Origin of the sequence: Xanthomarina gelatinilytica, from assembly GCF_000348685.1 — a bacterium.
In the GTDB taxonomy this organism is placed as follows: domain Bacteria; phylum Bacteroidota; class Bacteroidia; order Flavobacteriales; family Flavobacteriaceae; genus Xanthomarina; species Xanthomarina gelatinilytica.
Window position 1 is genome coordinate 257,022 of the sequence record NZ_ANLA01000004.1, and the last position, 16,970, is coordinate 273,991.

Here is a 16,970-nt window from a genome sequence, read left to right on the forward strand (position 1 = left end):
GTGCTTTTTTCTTTACTTTAATAGTGTTAAGATTAAATTAACTTAACTTTATTGAAAAGGATATGTCTTATATTTACATAAGAAATTTGTTATGGCAATAAAAAAACTAAGTTTGGGCGATTTTTATGACGATGAGGGTTTTACGCTTATAGGAATCCATACATCCTTGGAAGATTACAGATTGGCCTATTTACTGAACTCTAAATTAAACATCCAACTTAAAAGGAAAAAAAAAGATTTGGATTTTAGCAATCGAGCCTTTTACTCCATTTATGAATGGGAGGACAATAAACAGCTTGTTACATGGAATTTAGTTTCAAATATGTGCAAAATAGAATCTGCCAATACACCTATTGATAAGGGTTTATTTGTAGATTCCGAAAAAATAATTGAAACTTATTATTTACTGCCAGAATTAAAAAAAGTTAATTATTTATTGAAAATCAACGACGATCAATTTCCAACAAATAAAAGCTTAAAAATCATTAACAACATACAAGAGATTGCCCAAGTAGTTACTGCGTATCAAATTAACCTGGAGCCTCTTAAATCAAAAAACAATTTAATATTCAATTAAAAAAGAATACCGTTTCACGGAAAATACATATGTTAAAAAGAAAGAAAACAAAAATTGTAGCCACTTTGGGCCCAGCAACTAGCACCAAAGAAATATTAAAAGGTATGTTAGATGAAGGTGTTAACGTGTTTAGAATAAACTTTTCGCATGCCAATTACAACGACGTTAAAGAACGTATTGAAATGATACGTGATTTAAACGATGCGTTTGGTTACAATGCTGCCATTCTTGCCGATTTGCAAGGCCCTAAATTACGTGTGGGAAATATGAAAGGTGAGGTTTTTATGAACGAAGGGGACGAAATTGTTTTTGCTACCGGAAAACGTTTTGAAGGCACCAAAGAACGTGTGTACATGACCTATGATAAGTTTCCTCAAGATGCTCAACCAGGAGAAAGAATCCTGTTGGATGATGGAAAACTAATATTTGAAGTGGTTTCTTCCGACAGGAAAAGTGAAGTCAAAGCGCGTGTTGTTCAAGGAGGTCCTTTGCGCTCAAAAAAAGGCGTAAACCTGCCAAACACAAATATTTCGCAACCAGCACTTACAGAAAAGGATATTGAAGATGCCCTTTTTGCTATAGAACAAAAAGTAGATTGGATCGCGCTTTCATTTGTGCGCCATGCTGAAGACCTCATGCAATTGGAAGAGTTGATCAGTAAACATAGTGATCATAAAATCCCCATAATTGCTAAAATTGAAAAGCCTGAGGCTGTAGAAAACATTGATAAAATTGTAGCTTATTGCGATGGTTTAATGGTGGCTCGTGGCGATTTGGGTGTGGAAATTCCTGCTGAAGAAGTGCCTTTAATTCAAAAGAAACTGGTTTTAAGGGCCAAACAAGCCAGGATTCCGGTAATTATTGCTACCCAAATGATGGAAACCATGATTTCCAGTTTAACGCCTACACGAGCAGAAGTTAACGATGTTGCCAACTCTGTTATGGATGGTGCAGATGCTGTGATGCTTTCTGGTGAAACCTCTGTTGGCAGTTACCCAGTTCAGGTTATCAAGCAAATGTCCAATATTATCAAAAGCGTTGAAGATTCTTCATTAATTAAAGTCCCTCAAGTACCACCTCATATACGTACAAAAAGGTACATAACAAAGTCTATTTGTTATCACGCAGCAAACATGGCCAACGAAATTGATGCCAAAGCCATCTCAACACTTACAAATAGTGGTTATACAGCTTTTCAAATATCGGCTTGGAGACCAAGTGCGCATATTTTGGTCTTTAGTTCCAACAAACGTATATTAACACAACTTAGCTTGCTTTGGGGCGTAGAGGCTTTTTATTATGATAAATTTGTGAGCACAGACGAAACCATTGAGGATGTCAATGCCATTGCCTGTAAAAAAGGGTATCTGGAAGCAGGTGATATGTTAGTGAGTTTGGCTGCCATGCCAATTCAAGCAAAAGGGATGGTAAACACCTTACGTGTTACAGAAATTACAAGTTGTGATTTTGATAAAAAAAATTAAAACTCAAACTGTAACTGTACACTTACTGCCTTTTTTTCTTCTAATTTCTTTTTTGTTTTTTCAGTATTGAGATTGGATAATGAGATTCCCAAAAGCCTAACAGAGTTTTGCAATTTCTCTTGAAACAGTAAATCTTTGGCAGTTTCTAAAATAATGCTTTTATCACTTATAAAATAAGGTAAAGTCTTGCTTCTGGTTTGTAATGTAAAATCACTGTATTTAATTTTTAAAGTTATGGTTTTTCCAGACACCTTACTTTTAGTCAAACGTCTGGAAACCTCTTGGGCAATATGCTCCAGTTTTTCAAGCATAAAAATTTCACTGGATAGGTTTTCATTAAAAGTACGCTCTGCAGCTAAGGATTTTCTGGTTCTTTTGGGTCTTACTTCAGAAGTATGGATACCCCTTACTATGTAATAATAAAACCTACCAGACTTACCAAAGTTTGTGTCTAAATACTCCAGGGATTTTTGTTTTAAATCCTTGCCTGTAAATATGCCCAATTGATACATTTTTTCAGTAGTTACTTTACCAACTCCATAAAATTTTCTGATATCCAAAGCTTCAAGAAATGCAAGCACTTCTTCTGGATTGACCGTTTTTTGTCCGTTAGGCTTATTATAATCGCTAGCTACTTTAGCCACAAATTTATTAATGGAAATTCCAGCAGATGCAGTTAAACCAACTTCCTTAAAAATTCGTTCCCTTATTTCCTTGGCAATTAAACTGGCACTTGGATTGCCTTTTTTATTTTGGGTAACGTCTAAATACGCTTCGTCTAGAGATAGGGGTTCAACCAAATCGGTATAATCGTAAAAAATAGCTCTAATTTGTTTCGATATTTCATGATACCTATCAAAACGAGGCTTCACAAAAATTAGTTCCGGACAGTTTCTTCTGGCTTGAGCACCACTTAAGGCACTTCTAACACCAAACTTCCTGGCTTCGTAGCTGGCAGCACTTACCACTCCTCTTGCGCCTCCTCCACCAACAGCAATGGGTTTCCCTTTTAACTCAGGGTTGTCCATTTGTTCTACAGAAGCGTAAAAAGCATCCATATCCACATGAATAATTTTTCGAATTGGTAAATTGTCTTGCATCATGTAAATTTATAATATCTTTATCAAAAAATGATATCTCTAAATGGGTAAAACAGCAATCATACTTGGTGCAACAGGTTTAACTGGAGGTTTGTTGTTGGAACAGCTTTTAATGGATAACAGATATGCCAAAATCAAGCTGTTCTCAAGATCTTCCTGCAATATAAAACACGAAAAGATTGAAGAACATTTGGTTGATTTGTTGGATCTGTCTTCCCAAAAAAGTAAGTTTTTTGCAGACGAGGTTTTTTGCTGTATTGGCACCACAAAAGCCAAAACACCTAATCAAGAACAGTATCTTCAAATAGATTATGGAATCCCTGTTATGGCAGCAAAACTGTGCAAGGAGAACAATATAAACACATTTTTGGTTATATCGGCCTTGGGTGCAGACAAACACAGTAAAGTTTTTTACAATAGAACCAAAGGACGGATGGAAGAAGCTGTATTCATGGAAAAAATCCCAAATACTTATGTGATGCAACCTTCTTTGATTGCTGGAAAAAGAAATGAAAAAAGATTGGGGGAATATTTAGCGAAATTATTAATGAAACTTGTAAACCCGTTTTTGTTTGGTTCGCTTTCAAAATACAAATCCATTCATCCAATAACCATAGCAAAAGGAATGATTGTTTTGGCTAATGGTACTCACCCATCAGGACAGATTGTTTCAGATGAAATTAAAAAAATAGCAAACAATAAATAGATTCCCATATGTATGGGAAAGTAATATGATTGAAATAGAACGTAAATTTTTAGTAAAAAACAACAGCTTTAAAAATGAGGCCTTCAAAAAAATCCATATAAAACAAGGGTTTCTAAATTCGGATAAAGAACGAACCGTTCGTGTAAGACTAACAGATAGTCAAGGGTTTTTAACCGTAAAGGGATTATCTGGCAATAACGGTTTATCCAGATTTGAATGGGAAAAAGAAATCAGCAAAACTGATGCTGAAGCCCTTTTTGAATTATGTGAAAAAGGCCTGATTGAAAAAACCAGACACCTAGTTGAAATTGGGAACCATATCTTTGAAATCGATGAATTTTTTGGCGACAATGAAGGATTAATTATAGCAGAAATAGAACTGAACCACGCTACCGAATTATTTAAAAAACCTGCATGGCTTGGAGAAGAAGTGACAGGAAATATAAAGTATTACAACTCGCAATTAAGCAAGCAACCTTATAAAACTTGGTGATATGAAAACACTTAAAAATGCCTTATCCATAACCTTATGTTTCTTGGTTTTTACAGCCTGTAAAAAAGACACCAAGGGAACCGAAGCTGAAGTTTCAGAAAAAGTAACAGACACCATAGTTATTGAAAAAGTCGCTCCCATAGAAGTTGAAAAAACCAGACAGGAACTAAAAGAGGACCTAACCACAAAAGGTTTTCAAACCTTTGACTTTATTGATAGCAAAACTCAAGACACTATTTTAATGCAACAATATTTTATGGCTTTTTTAAAAAGTGGTCCCATTCGTTCTCAAAACGAAGAAGAAGCTGCCATGTTGCAGGAAGCACATTTAGCTCATTTAGCACGTATGTATAAAGAAGGGTATGCCGATTTAATTGGGCCTTTTGGAGATAATGGAAACATTCGTGGCATTACGGTTTACAACGTACCAACCCTTAAAATGGCTGATAGTTTGGCCCATTTGGACCCTATGGTAAAAGCAGGAAGACTTGAAATAGAGATACATCCATGGTGGGTTGCCAAAGGGCAATCCTTACGTTAATTGAAAATGGTACTCACGTTCCACTTTACAAATTCTTACATGATACCAGTTGTACCATTGGTTTTTACCTTTTTGTTGCGCTAACAGATGTTCGGAATGCTGTTTCCAACTTTGTATGGCCTCTAGACTTTCCCAATAACTTATGGTAATACCAATATCGTTTCTGGCAGATTCCATACTTAAAAACCCTTTTTGCTGCTTGGCTAGGGTTTCCATTTTTTGTACCATCTCTTGGTAACCCTTAATATCTTCATTTTGTTTTGAGGTGAAAATAACTGCATAATATGGTTTCTGCTTATTCATTGTAAATACCAATATAAAGTTCCCCTTTGTCGTTCATGCTTGCTCGATACATGCCAGACGTATTGAATTCCATAACCATATTTCCATTTTTATCTACGGCAATAATGCCACCATCACCACCAAGTTCTGGAACCTTGTTCTGAATGACTTCTTTGGCAGCTTGTTCCAAACTCAACCCTTTGTAATCCATAAGTGCAGAAATATCATGAGCTACCATAGCACGAATAAAAAACTCTCCCCAACCTGTACTGGAAACGGCACAGGTGTTATTGTTTGCATAGGTTCCTGCGCCAATTATAGGCGCATCACCAACACGTCCCCAACGCTTATTTGTCATACCCCCTGTAGATGTTCCTGCTGCTAAATTACCTTTCTTATCCAAGGCAACACAACCAACAGTTCCAAATTTTGAATTTTTAATAGCTGCATCATAAAAAGCTGTTTTACGGTTTGCTTTATCTGCGCCTGTATTAGCTTGATCTGTAGCCGGTTTTTTGTTCTCATATTCTTTAACACGTTGTAAGCTCTTAAAACTGCGTTCTGTATAGAAATAACTTGGATCTACAATTTCCAGTCCTTGTTCTTTGGCAAAAACATCAGCACCATGTCCAGCCAACATTACATGTGGCGACGCTTCCATGACTGCCCTTGCTAAATTTATTGGATTTTTAACAGTCTTGGTCCCTGCAGATGCACCAGCATTCAATGTGCTGCCATCCATAATGGAAGCATCCAGTTCATTAGTTTCTGCATTGGTAAAAACGGCGCCTTTACCTGCATTGAACAACGGCGAATCTTCTAGGACATTAATGGTTTTTTCAACGGCATCCAAACTACTTCCTCCGTTTTTTAAAATTTCATAGCCTACTCTAATGGCTTCTTCCAGCTTTGATTTTACACTTGCTTCATAGGCATCAGGCATGTTCTCTTTTAAAATATTTCCAGCACCTCCATGGATTACAATGGCAAACTCATTGATTTGAACAGTTGTTGTATCTTTTGAAACCTCTAAGCTGTCCTTGGACATCTGTCTGCTATTCGACAAAGCCTTTAATTCCTCTTCGTTTTTACAACCAAACAAAACAACGAATATGGATAAAAAATAGAGATACTTTTTCATAACTGTAATTATTTAAATTGAGTGGCTTAAAGTTACATTTTTTTAGAAAAGCCTTCTCAAGCGAAACCGACTTTTTATTCTTATCTTCGCATCTAAATATATTAATCAGTAAAAAAACAAGTAAATATGGAAGCCATTGCTACCGATTTCGGAATTGAAACAGCTCTAAAACAACTTGGAGTTAAAGATATAAATGATGGAACCTCAACAGGTTCAAACAACTTTTCTAATGGAGACATTATAGAGAGTTATTCTCCTGTTGATGGTAAATTGATTGGAAAAGTAAAATCATCCACTAAAGAAGATTATGAAAAAGTAATGACTGCTGCTACCACAGCTTTTAAAACGTGGAGAAGTATGCCAGCCCCTCAACGTGGTGAAATTGTTCGCCAGTTTGGGAATAAATTAAGAGAGCTGAAAGAGCCTCTTGGGAAGTTGGTTTCTTACGAAATGGGAAAATCTTTACAAGAAGGTTATGGAGAAGTTCAGGAAATGATTGATATCTGCGATTTTGCAGTTGGGTTGTCCAGACAGTTAAACGGGCAGACCATTCCTTCTGAACGTCCTGGACACGTTATGAGGGAACAATGGCACCCAATTGGGGTTGTTGGTATTATTTCGGCCTTTAACTTCCCGGTAGCCGTTTGGAGTTGGAACACTGCATTGGCATGGATTTGTGGCGATGTGTGTGTGTGGAAAGCTTCAGAAAAAGCACCTCTTTGTTCCGTAGCCTGTCAAAACATTATAGCTGGCATTTTAAAGGAAAACAACTTGCCAGAAGGTATTTCTTGTATTGTTAATGGAGACTACAAAGTAGGTGAAATGATTACTACAGACCCACGAGTGGCTTTAGTATCTGCTACAGGTTCCACCAGAATGGGGCGTATAGTTGGAAAAACCGTTGCTGAACGTTTTGGGAAATCTTTATTGGAGTTAGGTGGCAACAATGCCATTATAATTACGCCAACTGCCGATTTAAAGGTGGTGGTACCTGGTGCTGTGTTTGGAGCTGTAGGAACCTGTGGACAACGTTGTACCTCTACAAGACGATTAATTATTCATGAATCGGTTTACGATAAAGTTAGGGATGCCATTGTTGGGGCATACAAACAGATTAAGATTGGTAATCCTTTAGATGAAGCCAATCATGTTGGTCCATTAATAGACAAAGATGCTGTGAATACCTATTTAGCCGCTATTGAAAAAGCAAAATCTGAAGGTGGACGTGTTATAGTTGAAGGTGGTGTGTTAGAAGGAGAAGGTTATGAAAGTGGTTGTTATGTAAAACCAGCCATCATTGAAGCTGAAAACCATTACGAAATAGTACAGCACGAAACATTTGCCCCTATTTTATATATCATGAAATATTCTGGCGATGTTGAGAATGCCATTGAACTTCAAAATGGTGTTAATCAAGGGCTGTCTTCTGCTATTATGACCAATGAATTGAAAGAAGCTGAAAAATTCTTGTCATTTGCTGGTTCAGACTGTGGAATTGCCAATGTAAATATTGGAACCTCTGGTGCTGAAATTGGTGGTGCTTTTGGTGGCGAAAAAGAAACTGGTGGAGGACGTGAGTCTGGATCTGATGCTTGGAAAGTATATATGAGACGACAAACAAATACCATTAACTATTCGGATGAATTACCTTTAGCCCAAGGCATTAAATTCGATTTATAGAACCTTATATTAGTGTTAATTTTTTAAGACCGTTTTCAAATTGAAAACGGTCTTTTTGTTTTTGGGGATTTTACTCATGCCTTAAAACAAATTTGACATTAAATCGCCATAGTTGAATTTTTTTTAATATCTTAATAGTCACTAACTTAAAAACCAACTAATGAATAAAAAAACACTTTACCTAATAGGTATTTTGTTAACCATTATTATTGGCAGTATTTTATACAACTTTCTTTGTGGCAACAATTGCTCCATAAATACTTCCAATAATGCTTCAGAATTGGTTACAGAACCTGTTTCAGATGCTACCAAAAATGCTTTTATGGTTAAAGACAATCAAGGTGGCTTGGATTTATTTATAGACGATAATTTAAATTTTAAGATTTCCAGCTTTAATATATTGGAACCTGTTGCCACAGCTGTTAACAGTGGTGTATTAAATGTCAAAGATTATCTTTTAACAGATTCTTTAAAGATTATAAATATTACTGGCTTTTACTCAGTAGCAGAAAACAACATTTCGGCTTTTCCAGATCTGGGCTTAGCTAGAGCCAATGCGGTTAAAAATTATTTTGTTTCTACAGGTATTCCTTCCAAAAAAATAAACACCTATGGTGAGTTGGACAATAACATGAAACCAGATAATAACAATATTTATTATGGTCCTGTATCTTTTTCGGTTTCCACTTTAAATGATACCGATTTGAATGAAGACAATGCTGTAATTACCATAGGCAATAACTTAAAGGAACAACCATTGGTTTTGTATTTTGATGTGGCTGAAACCTCATTAAACCTAACAGAAAACCAAAGACATAAAATTGCCAATCTATCGCGTTACATTGACAAGGTAGAGGATGCCATGATTCAAATTATTGGCTATACAGATAATACGGGAGATAGACATAGCAATATAAAGCTTGGTCAGCACAGAGCCGATTTTATTAAACGCTATTTAGTGGGTAATGCCATCCCTGAAAGTAGGATTCAAGCCAGTTCCCAAGGGTCGGACAATCCTATAGCAACAAACGATACAGAAGAAGGTAGAGCCAAGAACAGACGTGTAATTGTAACCATTAACTAAACTAAAATAATTATGAACTGGTGTATTTTAATTCCCATAGCCATAGGTGTCATTTGTGCCTTGTTAGGCTATCTTTTGGGGCAATCGATTGCAAGAGACGAAAACAACCAAATTGATGTATCTGTTTACAAAAGCCGAATAGCGCAATTGGAGTCGGATTTGGCAAAAAGTAAAACACATTTGAATGTACAAAGCATTCTTTTTGATGCTGATGCTGCCAAGGCTGTTTTTGGTAAAAAAATAAAGGAAAACGACCTAACCATCATAGAAGGTATAGGACCTAAAATTCAGGAACTTTTTCACAATCATGACATTAAAACCTGGAAAGCCCTTTCCGAATGTTCTGTAGCCAAATGCCAAACAATTTTGGATAGTGGAGGGTCCAGATATAAGATGCATCGACCAGACACATGGCCAGAACAGGCTAAAATGGCATACCATGGCAAATGGAACGCCTTATTGGATTGGCAACAGGAGTTACATGGCGGTATGTAAAAGCCATGCCATATTTCTAAAATAAAACAAGCCCTTACTGTCTTGGTAAGGGCTATATTTATGTTATTTTTGTACCATGCTTCAGGTAAAAAACATGTCTTTTGGGTATCATAAAAAACCCATTCTAAAAAATATTGATTTTCAAGTCGATAAAGGTGAACACCTTTCTGTAATTGGTGAAAGTGGCTCTGGAAAAAGCACTTTGCTAAAATTGCTCTACGGCGAAATGGATGTTCATGAAGGTTCCATTTTTTGGAAAGACACTCAAATTCTTGGTCCAAAACACAATCTGATTGTAGGTTACGATTTTATGAAATACGTGGCTCAAGAATTCGATTTAATGCCTTTTATTACTGTATCTGAAAACATTGGAAAACATCTCTCCAACTTCTATCCTGAAGAAAAACAAGCACGTATCAAAGAACTGCTTAAAGTTGTAGAACTCACAGAGTTTGCTAACACCAAAGTGAAACTTTTAAGTGGAGGACAAAAACAACGTGTAGCTTTAGCTAGAGCTTTAGCCAAAGAGCCAGAAATATTATTATTAGACGAGCCTTTTAGTCATATTGATAATTTTAAAAAACAAAGCTTAAGACGTAACCTATTCAATTTTTTAAAAGCAAATAACATTGTTTGTGTTGTTGCTTCACATGATAAGGAAGATGTGTTACCTTATTCCGATAAAATGATTGTTTTGTACAACTCGAAAATAGTTGCCAACAACACACCAGAATATTTATTTAGCCATCCTAAAACACCTTTAATTGCTTCTTTTTTTGGAGAATTCAATGTGATTGATGGGAAAATTGTTTACACACATCAATTAAAAATTGTTGATCAATCAAATTTAAAAGCTACGGTTAAAAAATCTTACTTTAAAGGAGCTTCTTATTTGATTGAAGCAGATTTAAATGGAAATTCCATATTTATTGAAAATGAAGAACCCATTGAAAATAACAAAGAAATTTACTTGATTACCAAACAGACACAACCTTAAATTCCTGTTCCCTAAAACTCACTAAATCACCAACCTGTTTTCCTATTAACAATTTCCCAATAGGTGTGTTAGGCGAAATAGCATAATATTTTTTACTTTCAATAACTAATTCTCCAGCACTAATAGCAATAAAATAATTTGCCTGTGTAGTAAAAACCAAGCTTCCTAAACAAACCGTTTTAGAGCTTTTATTAACATCTATTTTAGTAAGCAATTCTTGTAATTTTTCTGTCTCAGCCAGTTGATTACCTGCTTTTTCGCGCTCCAATTGCAACATGGCACGTCCTGTTTCATGTTTGTCTCCTGCCGAACTTTTGGTTTCAGAGGTTAGGGATTCTTGAATTTCTACAATGGTATTTTTAATGACCTCTAATCGGTTATTACAGTATTCAACACATTGCAGGTATAATTGTTGTTTAATGGTCATAATAAACCCTTTACAGGCTATAATTTAATTTATTTATACTCCAACTTCCCAAAATAACCCATCTGTCTTACAATCCAGATTTTTCTGCGTTCTATATAATTGGTAGCTGGATTGGCTTTATATTTTAACGGATTGGGCAAAATAGCTGCAATGGAAGCTGACTCATACTGTGATAATTTGGAAGCTGGTTTTTTATACCAATATATGGCAGCAGCTTCGGCACCATAAATACCAGGACCCATTTCTATACTGTTTAAATATACTTCCATTATGCGTTCCTTACTCCAAATGCTTTCTATTAAAAACGTAAAATACACTTCCAAGCCTTTTCTAAACCAACTGCGTTGTGGCCATAAAAACACATTTTTTGCTGTTTGCTGACTAATGGTACTGGCTCCTTTAATGCGCTTTCCCTTTTTGTTATCCAGATAGGCTTTTTCAATGGCCTCTACATCAAAACCATTGTGTTTTAAAAAGTTTTGGTCTTCACTACAAATCACGGCCAATTGTAGATTTTTAGAAATTTGATCTAAGGAAACCCAATCGTGTTTCCAGCCCATGGGTTTTTGGTCCTGATAATTTTCTACACTTCTAATCACCATTAAAGGTGTTACAGGCACTGGAACCCATTTATATAAAAACACCATGCCTATTGAAAAAACCAATAGCCACAACAAAAGTTTAAAAATGAATTTGAAAATTCTTTTCACGGCCTTATTCTATTAAATCCACTATGTCCCTACCAATTAAACTACCAATGGCAACTCCCATGCCTCCTAACCTTACGCCACAATATACATGGTTGGAAAGCTGTTTAACAATGGGCTTTTTAGTTGTTCCAACTCCCATAATACCGGACCAGCTATAATCTATCTCGAAGTTGGTTTTGGGCAAGATAACGGTTTTTAAAAGTTCTTTCAACTTATTCTGAATGAGTTCTGTTTGAGCAAATTCTGTAGTTTCCTCAGTTTTAAAATCTAGGTTTCTACCTCCTCCAAATAAAATTCTATTGTTGATGTTCCTGAAATAATAATACCCTTTATCCAAGTGAAAAGTGCCTTGAACATGAAGGTTTTTAATAGGTTTAGTAATGAGCACTTGTGCTCTTGCCGGTGTTACCTCTTCTTGAAGGAGCTGAGATGCAAAACCGTTAGTAGTGAAAATAACATTTTTGGATTGAAACTCCACTTGATTGGTTTTTATTTGAACCCCTTTTGAAATATCCTCATAACTTTCAACCGTTATTTTATTTAAGATTTTTATACCTAGGGATTGTACTTTTTGAAGTAAGGCTTCCATCATTTTACCTGTGTCTATTTGTCCTTCAAACGGATTGAAAACATAGGTTTCTTGAATGTTTTTAAAACCAAATACATTGTTTTTAAGCTGAAACACCTGGTCTTTAAAAAAAGGCTGCAACAAGGTATTTACCGTCTCTCTTTCTGCCAAACAGGTTTCGAACAGTTGGGTGTCTTTTTTGGTAAAAAGTTCATAACCTCCCAATTGTTGGTAATATATGGTTTGGTCGCTTAAATGTTGTCTTAAAAGCAGTAAACCATCCAAGCGTTTTTTTACAAGTTCCAGCACTTCTTGTTCTGAATGTGTTTTTAAATCGTCCAGAATTTCACTTAAACTGCCAAAACAGGCAAAACCGGCATTTTTGGTGCTTGCACCTTGTGGCAATATGCCTTTTTCCAGAACAAGTATGTTGGCTTTTGGGAATTTTTGCTTTAACTGTAAAGCACAATTAAGTCCTACAATTCCACTTCCAACTATGGTATAGTCGATATGGGTAAACCACGATTTTATTTCCCAGTATGATAATTGCATGTTTGGTGGGTTGCTAAAAAGTAAAAATAGTGTTTTGTGTTAAGGATAGAGCAATTGTTGGAGCTCTTTTTTTTGGAAAAAAAGCGACTTGCGATAGCCTGGCTTTTACTTTGTTAAAGTAAAAGAACACCTAAATAAAAAACTCCGAAAATAATTTCGGAGTTTTTAATCTAGTCTTCTGTTGGTTTTTGCATTACAAAATCTTCCATAAACTTGGTGGTGTAGTTTCCTGCCAAATAATCTGGATGTTCCATAAGCTGTCTGTGAAAAGGGATGGTTGTTTTTACACCTTCTATCACGAACTCGTCTAGGGCACGTTTCATTTTGTTAATGGCTTCTTCACGTGTTTGCGCAGTTGTGATTAACTTGGCAATCATGGAGTCGTAATTTGGTGGTATGGTATATCCTGCGTACACATGCGTGTCCAAACGTACACCATGACCTCCTGGAGCGTGCAAGGTTGTTATTTTTCCTGGCGAGGGACGAAAATCGTTGAACGGATCTTCGGCATTGATTCTACATTCAATGGAATGTAAGTTTGGTGTGTAGTTTTTTCCAGAGATTGGCACTCCTGCAGCTACAAGAATTTGCTCACGGATTAAATCGAAATCGATTACCTGTTCTGTAATTGGGTGCTCTACTTGAATACGCGTATTCATTTCCATAAAGTAGAAGTTTCTGTGTTTATCTACCAAAAATTCTACGGTTCCAGCACCTTCATATTTAATGAATTCGGCTGCTTTTACGGCAGCATCTCCCATTTTTTTACGTAAAGCAGCTGTCATGAATGGAGATGGCACCTCTTCGGTTAATTTTTGATGGCGTCTTTGTACCGAACAATCCCTTTCTGATAGGTGACATGCTTTTCCGTTAGAGTCTCCTACAATTTGTATTTCAATATGTCTTGGTTCTTCAATAAGTTTTTCCATGTACATATCGTCGTTTCCAAAAGCAGCTTTGGATTCTTGTCTGGCAGATTCCCACGCTTCTTTTAGTTTTTCTGGTTTCCAAACGGCTCTCATACCTTTTCCTCCACCTCCAGCAGTAGCTTTAAGCATGACTGGATAACCAATTTCCTTGGCAATTTTTTCGGCTTCTTTAAAATCCTCAATAATGCCATCGCTTCCTGGTACACAAGGTACTCCTGCAGCTTTCATGGTCGCTTTTGCAGATGCTTTGTCTCCCATTTTGTTAATCATTTCGGCAGAGGCACCTATAAATTTTATTTTATGTTCTTCACAGATTTTTGAAAATTTAGCGTTTTCCGATAAAAATCCGTAACCTGGATGTATGGCATCTGCATTGGTAATTTCGGCAGCTGCAATCACATTCGACATTTTTAGGTAAGATAAATTACTTGGTGGAGGCCCAATGCATACAGCTTCGTCCGCAAACTTAACTGGTAAGCTTTCGGCATCGGCTGTAGAGTAAATGGCTACCGTTTTTATGCCCATTTCTTTACAGGTTCTAATAACACGCAGTGCTATTTCTCCTCTATTGGCAACTAATATTTTTTTAAACATAATTTTATTGAGTATATAAGTTTATTGTTTTGTGCATTTGTGGTTCTGGTTTATAAAAACCTGGAACTTTAAATTTTAAACATTAAACTTTAAATTATGATGGATCAACTAAAAATAAAGGTTGATCGAATTCTACTGGTGATGAATCGTCAACTAAAACTTTTACAATTTTTCCAGAAACTTCAGATTCTATTTCGTTAAATAGTTTCATGGCTTCAATAATACACAATACATCCCCTTCCTTGATGGTTTGGCCAACTTCAACAAAAACCGGTTTGTCTGGAGAAGGTTTACGATATAAGGTTCCTATTATAGGCGATTTTATAGTGATGTATTTAGAATCTTCTGCAGTTGTTGTTGCAGTAGTGGTTTCGGCAGCTGCTGGTTGAGCTGCTGGTGCTGGTGCTGGTGCTGCTGGTTGAGCCACTGGCGCACCTACAGGAATTTGCTGTACATAGGTTGTTGTTTCCTGTTTGTCATCACTACCTGTTTTAATAGTGATTTTTACATCTTCTGTTTCTAATTTAACTTCACTTGCTCCTGATTTGGCAACAAATTTAATTAAGTTTTGAATGTCCTTTAAATCCATAATTTTAGATATTAAATTTTATTAAGTAGTTAGTTAGGAGTTATAGGCCCATTTTAAATAAATGGAGCCCCAAGTAAATCCACCTCCAAAAGCTGCAAAAATTAAATTGTCGCCTTTTTTCAGTTGAGATTCGTAATCGTTTAATAATAAAGGTAAAGTGGCTGATGTGGTATTGCCGTATTTTTCAATATTCATCATGACTTTGTCTTCCTGCAATTCTATTCTGTTGGCTGTGGCATCAATAATGCGCTTGTTTGCTTGGTGTGCCACCAACCAAGAAATGTCTTTGGTTGTTAAATTGTTTCTATCCAATATTTTTACTGCCACATCTGCCATGTTAAAAACGGCGTTTTTAAATACGGTTTTTCCATCTTGAAACACTTGATGTTTGTGTTCCTTAATGGCTTCTGGTGTGGATGGATACGAAGATCCTCCATAGGTAGCCTGTAAAAATTCCCTTCCAGAACCGTCACTTCTTAAATACTCGTCCTGCAATCCAAAACCTTCTTGGTTAGGCTCAAAAAGTACAGCTCCTGCTCCATCTCCAAATATGATACAGGTTGCCCTATCTTCATAATTTATCATGGACGAGTTTTTGTCTGCACCTATTAAAAGTACTTTTTTGTATTTTCCAGATTCGATATATCTGGCAGCAACAGACATGCCATATAAAAAACTGGAACAAGCAGCTTCCAAATCGAATGAAAAAGCATTCGTGGCTCCAATATGCGTTGCTGTATAAGCAGATGTTGAAGCAGCTTTCATGTCTGGAGTGGCTGTTGCAACAATTACCAATTCAATATCTTTGGGGTTTACACCACTTTTATCAATGAGGTTCTGGGCAGCCTTTATGGCCAAATAAGAAGTTCCTTTACCGTCTTCTTTAAGAATTCTTCGTTCTTTAATTCCTGTTCGTGTGGTAATCCATTCATCATTGGTATCAACCATGCCTTCCAGCATTTTATTGGTCAATACATAATCTGGCACATAACCACCTACAGCTGTAATTGCTGCTGAGATTTTACTCATAATTTTTAAAGTTAATTTGGCCCAAAATTATTGCAAATTCAATTAAATAATCATGAAATGTATGAAAAACAATTCATTTTGGTCTAATTTAATGCAAATTAAGTCGTTTTTGACTTCTATAAAAATTTAAAACAAAAAAAACGCTCACAAGTGAGCGTTTTATTATATGCATGCATAATACTTATGCTAAGTTTTCTTCTACTTCAGAGTTATCTATAAGAACTTGTCCTCTATAATATAACTTACCTTCGTGCCAGTGAGCTCTGTGGTATAAGTGTGCTTCTCCTGTAGTAGGACACGTAGCAATTTGAGGTGCTGTTGCTTTATAATGTGTTCTTCTTTTGTCTCTTCTTGTTTTAGAGATTTTTCTTTTAGGATGTGCCATTTTCTATGTTTATTTATCCGTTAATAGTTTCTTTAATGTATTCCAACGAGGATCCGTTTCCTCTTCAGTTTCTTTGTTTTCTTTAAGCTTTGGGCTTAATTCTTCTAATTTTTTAAGTATTTCTGAATCTAGTGTTCCGTCTTTAACTCCTGGGTGAACCCTTTTGGTAGGAACAGATAGCACAATGAACTCGTAAATATATTGTTGAATGTTGATCTCGTATTCACCATGTGGCAAAATCAATATATCTATTTCTTCATCGTTCAATTCCTCTCCAAATTTAACCACTATGTCAAATTGGTTTGAAATTTCCTGGTTGTAAGCTTCATTTGTTAAGTCACAATTAATGTTTACGGTTCCAGAGATTTCGAAATGCAATTCAAACAAGGTTGTTTTTTTGTCGAACAGAACATCTACACTTACAGACGAGCTGTTAAATTCTTCATACTCAAAATGTTCAAAGAACGTATTATTAATTTGATACTCAAAATGATGCTTTCCTAGTTTTAATCCTACAAACGGAATTGTAAACTCTTTCAATCGCTTCATTTTCACATCTAATTTGAGCCTGCAAATATAACAAATAAATTTTTAGATAAAACAACTT

General features: G+C 35.9%; 20 protein-coding genes. 9 read left to right on the forward strand and 11 right to left on the reverse strand.

The features are described from left to right. Nucleotides 1-91: 91 nt before the first annotated feature. Nucleotides 92-577 carry an IPExxxVDY family protein gene (locus tag D778_RS01765; protein WP_007647148.1) on the forward strand — a complete coding sequence of 162 codons (486 nt, stop codon included), beginning with the start codon at nucleotides 92-94 and terminating at the stop codon, nucleotides 575-577. A 29-nt stretch (nucleotides 578-606) separates the two neighbouring features. After that, nucleotides 607-2,061, forward strand: a complete 1,455-nt coding sequence (gene pyk, locus D778_RS01770; protein ID WP_007647150.1) for a pyruvate kinase — start codon at nucleotides 607-609, stop codon at nucleotides 2,059-2,061. Here pyk and dinB read toward each other — a convergent pair. Beyond that, nucleotides 2,058-3,161, reverse strand: a complete 1,104-nt coding sequence (gene dinB / locus D778_RS01775) for a DNA polymerase IV (RefSeq protein ID WP_007647152.1) — start codon at nucleotides 3,159-3,161, stop codon at nucleotides 2,058-2,060. The genes pyk and dinB overlap by 4 nt on opposite strands. 43 nt (nucleotides 3,162-3,204) lie before the next feature. Here dinB and D778_RS01780 point away from each other — a divergent pair, with 43 nt between their 5' ends. The 3 genes from D778_RS01780 to D778_RS01790 are packed head-to-tail and all read left to right on the forward strand — an operon-like array spanning nucleotide 3,205 to nucleotide 4,901. Next, entirely contained in the window at nucleotides 3,205-3,867 is a 663-nt protein-coding gene (locus tag D778_RS01780; protein ID WP_007647153.1) for an NAD(P)H-binding protein, read from the forward strand. A 25-nt stretch (nucleotides 3,868-3,892) separates the two neighbouring features. Further along, nucleotides 3,893-4,360 carry a CYTH domain-containing protein gene (locus D778_RS01785; protein WP_007647154.1) on the forward strand — a complete coding sequence of 156 codons (468 nt, stop codon included), beginning with the start codon at nucleotides 3,893-3,895 and terminating at the stop codon, nucleotides 4,358-4,360. Between the two features lies 1 nt (nucleotide 4,361). Beyond that, nucleotides 4,362-4,901, forward strand: coding sequence for a YciI family protein (locus D778_RS01790; RefSeq protein WP_007647157.1), 540 nt, complete (start codon nucleotides 4,362-4,364; stop codon nucleotides 4,899-4,901). On the opposite strand, the gene D778_RS01795 is transcribed toward D778_RS01790, so the two are convergent. Together D778_RS01795 and D778_RS01800 are read right to left on the reverse strand one after the other, a co-directional pair. Continuing rightward, nucleotides 4,893-5,204 (reverse strand): antibiotic biosynthesis monooxygenase family protein, encoded by a 312-nt coding sequence (locus tag D778_RS01795; protein ID WP_040491220.1) that lies wholly within the window; start codon nucleotides 5,202-5,204, stop codon nucleotides 4,893-4,895. The two genes, D778_RS01790 and D778_RS01795, sit on opposite strands and share 9 nt — an antisense overlap. Further along, nucleotides 5,197-6,324: an isoaspartyl peptidase/L-asparaginase family protein gene (locus D778_RS01800; protein ID WP_007647161.1), complete on the reverse strand. Its 1,128-nt coding sequence runs from the start codon at nucleotides 6,322-6,324 to the stop codon at nucleotides 5,197-5,199. The genes D778_RS01795 and D778_RS01800 overlap by 8 nt, the downstream gene beginning before the upstream one ends. Nucleotides 6,325-6,450: 126 nt before the next feature. On the opposite strand from D778_RS01800, the gene amaB reads away from it, so the two are divergent. The 4 genes from amaB (at nucleotide 6,451) to D778_RS01820 (ending at nucleotide 10,580) form a co-directional block, all read left to right on the forward strand. Then, nucleotides 6,451-8,004 (forward strand): L-piperidine-6-carboxylate dehydrogenase, encoded by a 1,554-nt coding sequence (gene amaB, locus D778_RS01805; RefSeq protein WP_007647162.1) that lies wholly within the window; start codon nucleotides 6,451-6,453, stop codon nucleotides 8,002-8,004. A 160-nt stretch (nucleotides 8,005-8,164) separates the two neighbouring features. Next, nucleotides 8,165-9,088, forward strand: coding sequence for an OmpA family protein (locus tag D778_RS01810; RefSeq protein ID WP_007647163.1), 924 nt, complete (start codon nucleotides 8,165-8,167; stop codon nucleotides 9,086-9,088). Between the two features lie 12 nt (nucleotides 9,089-9,100). After that, nucleotides 9,101-9,583 carry a hypothetical protein gene (locus D778_RS01815; protein WP_007647164.1) on the forward strand — a complete coding sequence of 161 codons (483 nt, stop codon included), beginning with the start codon at nucleotides 9,101-9,103 and terminating at the stop codon, nucleotides 9,581-9,583. 76 nt (nucleotides 9,584-9,659) lie between these two features. Continuing rightward, nucleotides 9,660-10,580: an ABC transporter ATP-binding protein gene (locus D778_RS01820; RefSeq protein ID WP_007647165.1), complete on the forward strand. Its 921-nt coding sequence runs from the start codon at nucleotides 9,660-9,662 to the stop codon at nucleotides 10,578-10,580. On the opposite strand, the gene D778_RS01825 is transcribed toward D778_RS01820, so the two are convergent. From D778_RS01825 to D778_RS01860, 8 genes are all read right to left on the reverse strand, one after another. Continuing rightward, nucleotides 10,558-11,007, reverse strand: a complete 450-nt coding sequence (locus tag D778_RS01825; RefSeq protein ID WP_007647167.1) for a GreA/GreB family elongation factor — start codon at nucleotides 11,005-11,007, stop codon at nucleotides 10,558-10,560. The genes D778_RS01820 and D778_RS01825 overlap by 23 nt on opposite strands. A gap of 29 nt (nucleotides 11,008-11,036) precedes the next feature. Beyond that, a complete protein-coding gene (gene mtgA / locus D778_RS01830; RefSeq protein ID WP_040491222.1) occupies nucleotides 11,037-11,717 on the reverse strand; it encodes a monofunctional biosynthetic peptidoglycan transglycosylase in 681 nt (226 codons plus the stop codon). 4 nt (nucleotides 11,718-11,721) lie between these two features. Then, nucleotides 11,722-12,837 (reverse strand): NAD(P)/FAD-dependent oxidoreductase, encoded by a 1,116-nt coding sequence (locus tag D778_RS01835; RefSeq protein WP_007647171.1) that lies wholly within the window; start codon nucleotides 12,835-12,837, stop codon nucleotides 11,722-11,724. Between the two features lie 170 nt (nucleotides 12,838-13,007). Continuing rightward, a complete protein-coding gene (accC, locus tag D778_RS01840; RefSeq protein ID WP_007647172.1) occupies nucleotides 13,008-14,360 on the reverse strand; it encodes an acetyl-CoA carboxylase biotin carboxylase subunit in 1,353 nt (450 codons plus the stop codon). 94 nt (nucleotides 14,361-14,454) lie between these two features. Further along, nucleotides 14,455-14,949 carry an acetyl-CoA carboxylase biotin carboxyl carrier protein gene (gene accB / locus D778_RS01845; RefSeq protein ID WP_007647173.1) on the reverse strand — a complete coding sequence of 165 codons (495 nt, stop codon included), beginning with the start codon at nucleotides 14,947-14,949 and terminating at the stop codon, nucleotides 14,455-14,457. A gap of 33 nt (nucleotides 14,950-14,982) precedes the next feature. Beyond that, nucleotides 14,983-15,978: a beta-ketoacyl-ACP synthase III gene (locus tag D778_RS01850; RefSeq protein WP_007647174.1), complete on the reverse strand. Its 996-nt coding sequence runs from the start codon at nucleotides 15,976-15,978 to the stop codon at nucleotides 14,983-14,985. Nucleotides 15,979-16,159: 181 nt separating this feature from the next. Beyond that, complete coding sequence (gene rpmF / locus D778_RS01855) at nucleotides 16,160-16,363, reverse strand: 50S ribosomal protein L32 (protein ID WP_007647175.1); 204 nt, start codon at nucleotides 16,361-16,363, stop codon at nucleotides 16,160-16,162. Nucleotides 16,364-16,372: 9 nt separating this feature from the next. Continuing rightward, complete coding sequence (locus tag D778_RS01860; protein ID WP_007647177.1) at nucleotides 16,373-16,912, reverse strand: YceD family protein; 540 nt, start codon at nucleotides 16,910-16,912, stop codon at nucleotides 16,373-16,375. Nucleotides 16,913-16,970 lie beyond the last annotated feature (58 nt).